This window comes from Bacillus kwashiorkori (genome assembly GCF_001375515.1).
GTDB classification, from domain to species: Bacteria; Bacillota; Bacilli; order Bacillales; family Caldibacillaceae; genus Bacillus_BK; species Bacillus_BK kwashiorkori.
Genome location: NZ_CTDX01000009.1, coordinates 149,401 through 157,316, shown reverse-complemented (window position 1 = coordinate 157,316; position 7,916 = coordinate 149,401). Strand labels below are relative to the sequence as shown.

At 37.0% G+C, this 7,916-nt stretch carries 7 protein-coding genes, 9 tRNA genes and 1 rRNA gene; 1 reads left to right on the top strand and 16 read right to left on the bottom strand.

Annotated elements, in window-relative coordinates; all coding sequences use genetic code 11:
* The 11 genes from BN1242_RS02625 to BN1242_RS02575 form a co-directional block, all read right to left on the bottom strand.
* Positions 1-127 (bottom strand): 16S ribosomal RNA (locus BN1242_RS02625); the annotation flags it as partial.
* A 79-nt stretch (positions 128-206) separates the two neighbouring features.
* A tRNA-Gly gene (locus tag BN1242_RS02620) sits at positions 207-280 on the bottom strand.
* Positions 281-568: 288 nt separating this feature from the next.
* Positions 569-642: transfer RNA gene (locus tag BN1242_RS02615), tRNA-Pro, on the bottom strand.
* A gap of 13 nt (positions 643-655) precedes the next feature.
* Positions 656-732, bottom strand: a tRNA-Arg gene (locus tag BN1242_RS02610).
* A 65-nt stretch (positions 733-797) separates the two neighbouring features.
* A tRNA-Leu gene (locus tag BN1242_RS02605) sits at positions 798-880 on the bottom strand.
* Positions 881-947: 67 nt separating this feature from the next.
* Positions 948-1,023 (bottom strand) — tRNA-Lys (locus tag BN1242_RS02600).
* Positions 1,024-1,106: 83 nt separating this feature from the next.
* Positions 1,107-1,181 (bottom strand) — tRNA-Gln (locus BN1242_RS02595).
* Positions 1,182-1,251: 70 nt separating this feature from the next.
* Positions 1,252-1,323: transfer RNA gene (locus BN1242_RS02590), tRNA-Glu, on the bottom strand.
* 16 nt (positions 1,324-1,339) lie between these two features.
* Positions 1,340-1,431, bottom strand: a tRNA-Ser gene (locus BN1242_RS02585).
* Positions 1,432-1,434: 3 nt separating this feature from the next.
* A tRNA-Asn gene (locus BN1242_RS02580) sits at positions 1,435-1,509 on the bottom strand.
* A 729-nt stretch (positions 1,510-2,238) separates the two neighbouring features.
* Entirely contained in the window at positions 2,239-2,697 is a 459-nt protein-coding gene (locus BN1242_RS02575; RefSeq protein ID WP_062350891.1) for a SprT family protein, read from the bottom strand.
* 205 nt (positions 2,698-2,902) lie between these two features.
* On the opposite strand from BN1242_RS02575, the gene cmpA reads away from it, so the two are divergent.
* Entirely contained in the window at positions 2,903-3,016 is a 114-nt protein-coding gene (gene cmpA / locus BN1242_RS13460; protein WP_087941714.1) for a cortex morphogenetic protein CmpA, read from the top strand.
* 403 nt (positions 3,017-3,419) lie between these two features.
* Here the strand turns inward: cmpA and BN1242_RS02570 are convergent, their stop codons facing one another.
* From BN1242_RS02570 to BN1242_RS02550, 5 genes are all read right to left on the bottom strand, one after another.
* Positions 3,420-5,567 (bottom strand): Tex family protein, encoded by a 2,148-nt coding sequence (locus BN1242_RS02570; protein ID WP_203226031.1) that lies wholly within the window; start codon positions 5,565-5,567, stop codon positions 3,420-3,422.
* A 126-nt stretch (positions 5,568-5,693) separates the two neighbouring features.
* The gene (locus BN1242_RS02565; protein ID WP_062350885.1) at positions 5,694-6,296 is read right to left on the bottom strand and encodes a PP2C family serine/threonine-protein phosphatase; all 603 of its coding nucleotides are present in this window, start codon (positions 6,294-6,296) and stop codon (positions 5,694-5,696) included.
* Positions 6,293-7,087 carry an RNA polymerase sigma factor SigB gene (gene sigB, locus BN1242_RS02560; protein WP_062350882.1) on the bottom strand — a complete coding sequence of 265 codons (795 nt, stop codon included), beginning with the start codon at positions 7,085-7,087 and terminating at the stop codon, positions 6,293-6,295. The genes BN1242_RS02565 and sigB overlap by 4 nt, the downstream gene beginning before the upstream one ends.
* A complete protein-coding gene (rsbW, locus tag BN1242_RS02555) occupies positions 7,062-7,541 on the bottom strand; it encodes an anti-sigma B factor RsbW (protein WP_062350879.1) in 480 nt (159 codons plus the stop codon). Before rsbW ends, sigB begins: the two co-directional genes overlap by 26 nt.
* A complete protein-coding gene (locus tag BN1242_RS02550) occupies positions 7,538-7,870 on the bottom strand; it encodes an STAS domain-containing protein (RefSeq protein ID WP_062350877.1) in 333 nt (110 codons plus the stop codon). Before BN1242_RS02550 ends, rsbW begins: the two co-directional genes overlap by 4 nt.
* Positions 7,871-7,916: the final 46 nt, after the last annotated feature.

Genomic DNA, 7,916 nt, shown 5'->3' with positions numbered 1-7,916 from the left:
TTGCCCACGTGTTACTCACCCGTCCGCCGCTAACCAGTAAAACCGAAGTTTTATTGGTTCGCTCGACTTGCATGTATTAGGCACGCCGCCAGCGTTCGTCCTGAGCCAGGATCAAACTCTCCAAAAAGTGTTTGATTTGCTCATTTAAAATACTAGCATGTTTAACGCTTTGTCTTGTTCAGTTTTCAAGGTTCAAGTTACTGTTTTGGAGCGGGTGATGGGAATCGAACCCACGACAACAGCTTGGAAGGCTGTGGTTTTACCATTAAACTACACCCGCATTATAAAATTATGGATATTTTTTAAGTATTTGTTCTTGAGAACGGACAGCCTTCCTTGTCATGCCTCTTCCTCTGATAGCTTATTCGAAGAGGATGGATGCGTCGAGGCAACTCGTAGATGATTCACGGATGCGTCGCTCGTGGCTGTGGTTTTACCATTATGCCCCTGCATCTTCTAGCTTTTTCAGAGGTGATGGGTGCTTCGGGGCAACTCGTCGTATTTTCAAAGATGCTTCGCTCGTAACTACACTCGCATTATATGTTATAATATTTTTTGGAGTCACAAATCGGGAAGACAGGATTCGAACCTGCGACCCCATGGTCCCAAACCATGTGCTCTACCAAGCTGAGCTACTTCCCGTTAACTGACATAATGGCGCGCCCGAAAGGAGTCGAACCCATAACCTTCTGATCCGTAGTCAGACGCTCTATCCAATTGAGCTACGGGCGCTCGAGAAGCGAACTATTATATTATAGTAGAAATCAAATCAATTGTCAACTGCTTTTTATTTTTTATGCGGCCGAGAGGACTTGAACCTCCACGGGGTTGCCCCCACTAGGCCCTCAACCTAGCGCGTCTGCCATTCCGCCACGACCGCTAATTTTGACAGCGACAATATAATAATATCAAATTCATAGATTAATTCAAGTGCAAATTATTACCAATGGTGAGCCATGGAGGATTCGAACCTCCGACCCTCTGATTAAAAGTCAGATGCTCTACCGACTGAGCTAATGGCTCGTAATAAGTATTAATATAGGCGGTTGTAAAATATCAACCTTGCTTCTCCTAACAATAGTGTGAAAAAAGCAAAAAGAAAAAAGTGGCTGGGCTAGCTGGATTCGAACCAGCGCATCACGGAGTCAAAGTCCGTTGCCTTACCGCTTGGCTATAGCCCAATAATGTTAGCTCCCCGATAGCAGGAGAGTTTATCTTACCACTGTCAAAGTGAAATTATAAAATTAATAATGACCCCTACGGGATTCGAACCCGTGTTACCGCCGTGAAAGGGCGGTGTCTTAACCGCTTGACCAAGGGGCCATAGTTCAATTAAACGTGGCGGAGAAGGCGGGATTTGAACCCGCGCACCCTGAAATAGGGTCTAACGGTTTAGCAAACCGTCCTCTTCAGCCACTTGAGTACTTCTCCAAATGGCTCCGCAGGCAGGATTCGAACCTGCGACCGATCGGTTAACAGCCGATAGCTCTACCACTGAGCTACTGCGGAATAATAATTTTCTTAATTGGACTCTTAGAATTATAATAAATTTTATTTTGCTTGTCAAATACTTTTTTAGTCGTTCTTTATTTTTTGAGGTACTCATTACAAAGTCCAATTCAACCATTCATGACGACAACTCTCTTTAAACTAACCTCATAGTTTATACATTCGTAACTGTCCAATAACGTATTGTGTTCAAATTAAAACTCATTATACATCACTTCGCAAAATTTATCTTAAAGACCATTTTCCATTGAATTGATAATTTAAGAAAAGCTCTCTACCACTTTAGCAGATGAGACAACTCAACTTACATATTCTGAACAGTCAATCCCAACCGATAAATGATTATACTCACTACCTTATTCAAAGAATCTTATAGATTATTTGATAAAATTCTTTAAAATAATTTTATCAACGCGATGGATTACTAAACAATCTATATACATTGAACAACTTGTCATGAAAATTGTTACATAGCGGTGGTGAACTAGACCTTCTTTATTATTGGGATCCCATATATAATCTTCGTTTAAAGTTCTTAAGAATACTAATGCTGCTCACTTATCCTCCAGTCTTCACTTATCTCCTTTTCAGTAATTGTTCTATTTACTTGTAAAAATAATAATTCCCTAACTCAAGCGATTGCTGTTTCCTCATTCAATTGAGTGCTATTCGGTTTATTCATCACATTTACGGGTATCCGGTAAACTTTTTTCTTGTTACATATTCCACTTAGCTTTTTACTAAAATAAGCTTACCCCGACACTTCCCACAAACAAAGCGACTCGTATTTATTCTCCGCTGTCTTTTATACGTTTGACTACATGTTACACATTGGTAAATATGAAATGGTTTATTTTGTTGTTTTGTTTCGTTTGGAATTGGTGTACAGAACCTTGGTGCGCCTACCGCTTTAGCCAACATTTTAAAGTCGCGGTCTTTGTGTTTGTATCCCTTTCCTAGCTGATGGAGATGATAATGACAAAGTTCGTGTTTAATAATGTTTATAAGTTCGGTTTTCCCATGATAATCAAAGTACTTTTTATTAATCTCAATATTACCGGTTCTAAGCATGTATCTACCGCCAGTTGTTCTTAACCGCGGATTAAAATAGGCTGTATGTTTAAATTCACTATGAAAGAACTGGAGAGAAACTTCCTCTACTAATTTTTGTAATTCATTATCGTTCATATTCGCTACCTCGATATTCCATTCAACTTACAAGCTATTGATTCATACAGTTATATATAACATACTTTTTTCAAACAGCATAATGTAGTCCATTCACCAAGTTTACAGTGAGAGATTTATATGCTTTTACTTAAAATAATACCATTTCATGGTGGTTATAGTCCTCTTATCAGCTTTTAACAATATAAATAAGGAGGTATTGTATATGCCTACTTGGTTGAAAAATCAAATACGCACCGCTTTTTTTGAAAAAAATAGATATAAAGTTCGTTTGTTAAATCAATGTTGGTATTTTTATCTCGATAAATACTGCTCTTAAACAATGATCTACCTAAAACATGATCGTAATCACTAATTTCATGCTTGATCCCCAAAAATAGTGCTTACGAAAACCAACTTAAGCATTCCATCTAAATCAAAAATGCTGATACGGAATTAATATCGTTTTTACCATTCCTTCCATCAACAGTGACCGAAAACTACTGTATTCAATTTCCATGATAGCTTTCCTGTAGCGAATGCAACTAATGGTTGATGTCTCACCTTTTTGCTTTTTCCACCTACAATTTGTCAGAAGAAACTCATAAAATCATCTAAAACATTCACTTTATCGTCATATAACACAGTAAAATAGGAGGGGCAATTGCATTCCCCTCCTCCTCTTTTGTCTTACAAGACAAACTGATCTTTAGAAATAGGGAACGAAGAAAACTCCTACGAAACTATACTTCACTATTTTTTAGCATAGTCAATGATATTCTCCCTTTTTTCACATCGACGTCATCTACCCATACGGTTATAATGTCGCCAACAGAAACGATATCCATTGGATGCTTCACATACTGATTGCTCATTTTGGAAATGTGAACAAGACCGTCCTGTTTAACTCCAATATCAACAAATGCGCCAAAATCAACTACATTACGAACAGTTCCTTGAAGTTCCATACCTTGTTTTAGGTCTTCCATTTTTAATACGTCTTGTCTTAATAGCGGTTTCGGTAAGTCATCTCTTGGGTCGCGCTCTGGTCGCATTAATGAATCTATAATATCTTTCAAAGTTAATTCGCCAATTCCTAATTCTTTAACCGTTTCTTGTATCGACAATTGTTTTAACTTGTCACTTAATTGTGGTGTCCCCAAATCTTCTGATGATAAATGAAGTTGTGCAAACATTTTCCGTACTTCTGGATAATTTTCTGGGTGAATGTTTGTCCGGTCTAACGGTTCATCACCATCAACTATTCTTAAAAACCCAATACACTGTTCATATGTTTTGGCACCTAGTCGCGGTATTTTTTTGAGTTGTTCTCGGTTAGTAAATTTTCCATTCTCTTCTCGGAACTTTACAATATTATTTGCAACAGATTTAGATAGACCTGAAACATATTGCAACAAAGAAGAAGAGGCCGTGTTTACATTAACACCTACTTGGTTTACGACAGTTTCTACAATAAATGTCAGTGACTCTTGTAATTTTTTCTGTGATACATCGTGTTGATATTGGCCGACACCAATAGATTTCGGATCAATTTTTACTAGTTCTGCAAGCGGATCTTGTAGCCTCCTTGCAATCGATACTGCGCTTCTTTCTTCTACATGAAGATCAGGAAATTCTTCACGTGCCAAGTCAGAAGCAGAATAAACACTTGCTCCAGCCTCATTCACAATTAAATAATAAATTTCTGTATCGATTTTTTTTAGCAAATCTGCGATAAATTCTTCCGTTTCTCTTGAAGCCGTTCCATTTCCAATTGCCACCATTTCAATATGAAAGTTTTGCAAAATGTCTAGCACTTTTTGTTCTGCTTCTTTTCTTCTTGGTTCAGGTGGATGAGGATAAATAACATCGATTTTTAATACTTTTCCTGTTTCATCAACAACAGCTAGTTTACAGCCTGTTCGATAGGCAGGATCCACTCCTAGGACAACTTTTCCTTTTAAAGGTGGTTGCAAAAGTAAATTCCGTAAGTTTTCCGAGAAGATATGAATTGCTTGTTCCTCTGCCTTTTCTGTCAGCTCATTTCTTACTTCTCTTTCTATAGATGGTTGGATTAATCTTTTATAACTATCATCAATGGCGGATTTTACTTCTTCCACAACAATGGATTTTTCATTTTGAATAATGTTTTTATATAAGTAGATTGTAATTTTTTCAACATCGGGACGAATTGCGACACGTAAAATTTCTTCCTTTTCACCCCGATTGATTGCTAGTATGCGATGGGGAACGATTTTACTAACCGGTTCCTCATAGTCGTAATACATTTCAAATACTTTCTTCTCGTCCTTTTCAGCATCTTTAACAGCAGTTTGAATCGCTCCATGTTTCAACGTTTCAAAGCGAACCCATTTTCTTATTTCTGCTTGATCCGAAATAAACTCTGCAATAATATCCTTTGCCCCAGTAATTGCCTCTAATGTCGTATGTACTTCTTTTTCTTCATTAATATATTTTTTTGCTTCTTCTTCCAAGCTACCGGAGAGCGGGAAGGTCAAAATCCAGTCTGCTAACGGCTCTAAGCCTTTTTCCTTTGCAACCGTTGCTTTTGTTCTGCGCTTTTGTTTATAAGGACGATACAAGTCTTCTACTTCTTGCAATTTCGTAGCTTGATTTATATTTGTTGCCAGCTCTTCTGTCAGTTTTCCTTGTTCGTCAATAATTCGTATTACTTCTTCTTTTCTAGCCTCTAAGTTTTGTAAATAATTCCATCTTTCTAAAATATCACGAATGACGACTTCATCTAAAGCCTCTGTCCGCTCTTTTCGATACCTAGCGATGAATGGAATCGTATTTCCTTCCTCGGTCAATTCAATAACACTTTTTACTTGTGATTGTTTAATTTTCAATTCTTTCGTAACTTGATTCATTAAATCTTGACGTCGATTTTGTACAGCTTCCAACTAAGTTCACTCCATTCTTTTCAGCAACAAAGAAAAAACTCCTTATATAGGAGTATTTTAACATGTTAACAACTTAATTATATATTCTTTCCGTCAATCTAATAATTTTCCAACAATAAAAGTGATATCATCGTTATTTTTCTTCATATAATCAGCTGTTACTTTATTGGCAATACTATCCACTGTATTATATTTTGAAAGTACTTCCTTACTATTATTGATCTCCAAACCGTCAGTATAAAATAAAAATAGTGAAAGTGGTTCGTAGGAAAACGTTTGTTTGCGAAAAGTAAGAGGTTTACCGCATATATATCCAGTAACAGGAAGTGGGTGTGTAAACTTGCCCGATGGTGAATACATAGTAAAACGAATATTTCCAATACTGCAATAGTCAAATTGTTTTTTATCAAAGTGAAATTTTAAAATTGTAACTGCGGCCCCACGTTTGAGGAATAGTGCTTCATTACAAAATTCCATTAAAGTTACGACATCTAAGTGAGGATTTTCTTTTACTGTTTCGATAACTATAGATGAGGATTCAAAAGCACCTTCACCGCTACCTAGACCATCCGCTAATACACAGACAAATACATCGTCATCAACATAGTAAAAATAACTATCCCCGTTTACATCATTACCCTTTTTGACCATTTGCGATACGAGCAGATTTATTTTTTTTTCTACTATCCTTTTCATTGCAAACACTCCGGGTTCGATGCATCTGTATTAGCTGCTTCTTTTAATTTTTTTATCGCACGTCTTTGAATTCGTGATACATGCATTTGTGAAATTCCCAATTTTTCTCCACATTCTTTTTGACTCATATTTTCAATAAATGTATAATAAATTACTTGTTTTTCTTTTTCATTTAATATGTGCAGAACTTTTTCTAGCGCAAGACGTTGATCTACTTTCTCATAACCGACATCTTCCATTCCAACGATGTCCAATATAGTAATTGTTCCTCCTTCTGAATCAGCTTCTAGGGCATGATCAACCGAAAGAGCACGATAACTCTTGCCAATTTCCATCGCTTCTAATACTTCTTCCTCCGAAACCGCTAATTTTTTTGCAATTTCGGGGATGGTAGGTGACCTACTTAATTCGACAGATAATGTTTCAACGGTCGATTTTATTTTCGGTCCGAGCTCCTTAATTCTTCTAGGTACATGCACACTCCATGTTTTATCTCGGAGAAACCGCTTAATTTCTCCAATAATTGTTGGTACTGCAAATGCCTCAAAACTTTTCCCGTAATTATCATCGAAGCGCCTTATAGCACCTAATAAACCGAGCATTCCTACTTGATAAATATCATCAAAGTAACTGTGATCTTTTGCATATTTTCGGGCAATCGCTTCAACTAATTTTTGATAATGTAAAACTAACTGATTTAGCGCTTCTTCATCACCTGATGTTTTAAATTTATCGAGCCACTGATGGATATCCTCTTTAGAATACTCAGGAGGTTGAGATTGTTTCAGCATCCCTCTCCACCTGCTCTCTTTCTAAAAACTTCGCCATGCATACGATGGTACAGCCATTTTCTCGCAGTATTTCTACCTCATCCATCAATGTTTCGATTAAAAATAAGCCAAGACCTCCCTCACGCATAGATTCCACTGGCTCATTATTGCTATAAGTGCTCTTTTTCTGCTTAATATGATGGTAATCGAAACTATCACCACGATCCAACACATCAATTTTCAGCTTGTTGCGAAAAACTCTGAATTTTACCATAACATCGCCGGAATCACCGTCTTTGTAAGCGTGTTGAACCGCATTAGTGATTGCTTCACTTACGGCTATTTTTATATCCTCAATATCTTCATAGCAAAAACCCATTCTACTCGCGATTCCCGACAACGTTAATCTGACAATACCTACATATTCAGGTTTGGGCGGTAACTTTAATTCAATAATATCGGTAGGTTGGTTCATTCCGCTTCACCTTTCGTTTCCCCTTTAATATCCATAATGTCCGATAACCCTGTAATAACAAATAATCTTTCAAGGCGATTAGATAATCCAGTCAAGGAAAAAGTGCCCCCATTTGCTTTAACTTTTTTGAATGCGGCAACAAACACTCCTAGTCCAGTACTGTCCATATATGATACATCCGCTAAGTCAATCTCTAGATTAATATTTTCATTGTTTATTATAGGAAATATAACATCTCTAAGTTGAGAGGACGTATATGCATCGATTTCACCCTTGACCATCACAGTTGTTAATGTTCCCGATTCATATACATCAACTGTAATATTCATCCAGTTCCCCACCCCACATCATTCTCTGCGTATTTTATTTACCCAA

Coding starts and splice junctions, on each gene's coding strand:
- rsbW (WP_062350879.1), bottom strand. CDS start 7,541: ATGAACCAACCTACCGATATTATTGAATTAAAGTTACCGCCCAAACCT.
- BN1242_RS02575 (WP_062350891.1), bottom strand. CDS start 2,697: ATGAACGATAATGAATTACAAAAATTAGTAGAGGAAGTTTCTCTCCAG.
- BN1242_RS02570 (WP_203226031.1), bottom strand. CDS start 5,567: ATGAATCAAGTTACGAAAGAATTGAAAATTAAACAATCACAAGTAAAA.
- cmpA (WP_087941714.1), top strand. CDS start 2,903: ATGCCTACTTGGTTGAAAAATCAAATACGCACCGCTTTTTTTGAAAAA.
- BN1242_RS02550 (WP_062350877.1), bottom strand. CDS start 7,870: ATGAATATTACAGTTGATGTATATGAATCGGGAACATTAACAACTGTG.
- BN1242_RS02565 (WP_062350885.1), bottom strand. CDS start 6,296: ATGAAAAGGATAGTAGAAAAAAAAATAAATCTGCTCGTATCGCAAATG.
- sigB (WP_062350882.1), bottom strand. CDS start 7,087: ATGCTGAAACAATCTCAACCTCCTGAGTATTCTAAAGAGGATATCCAT.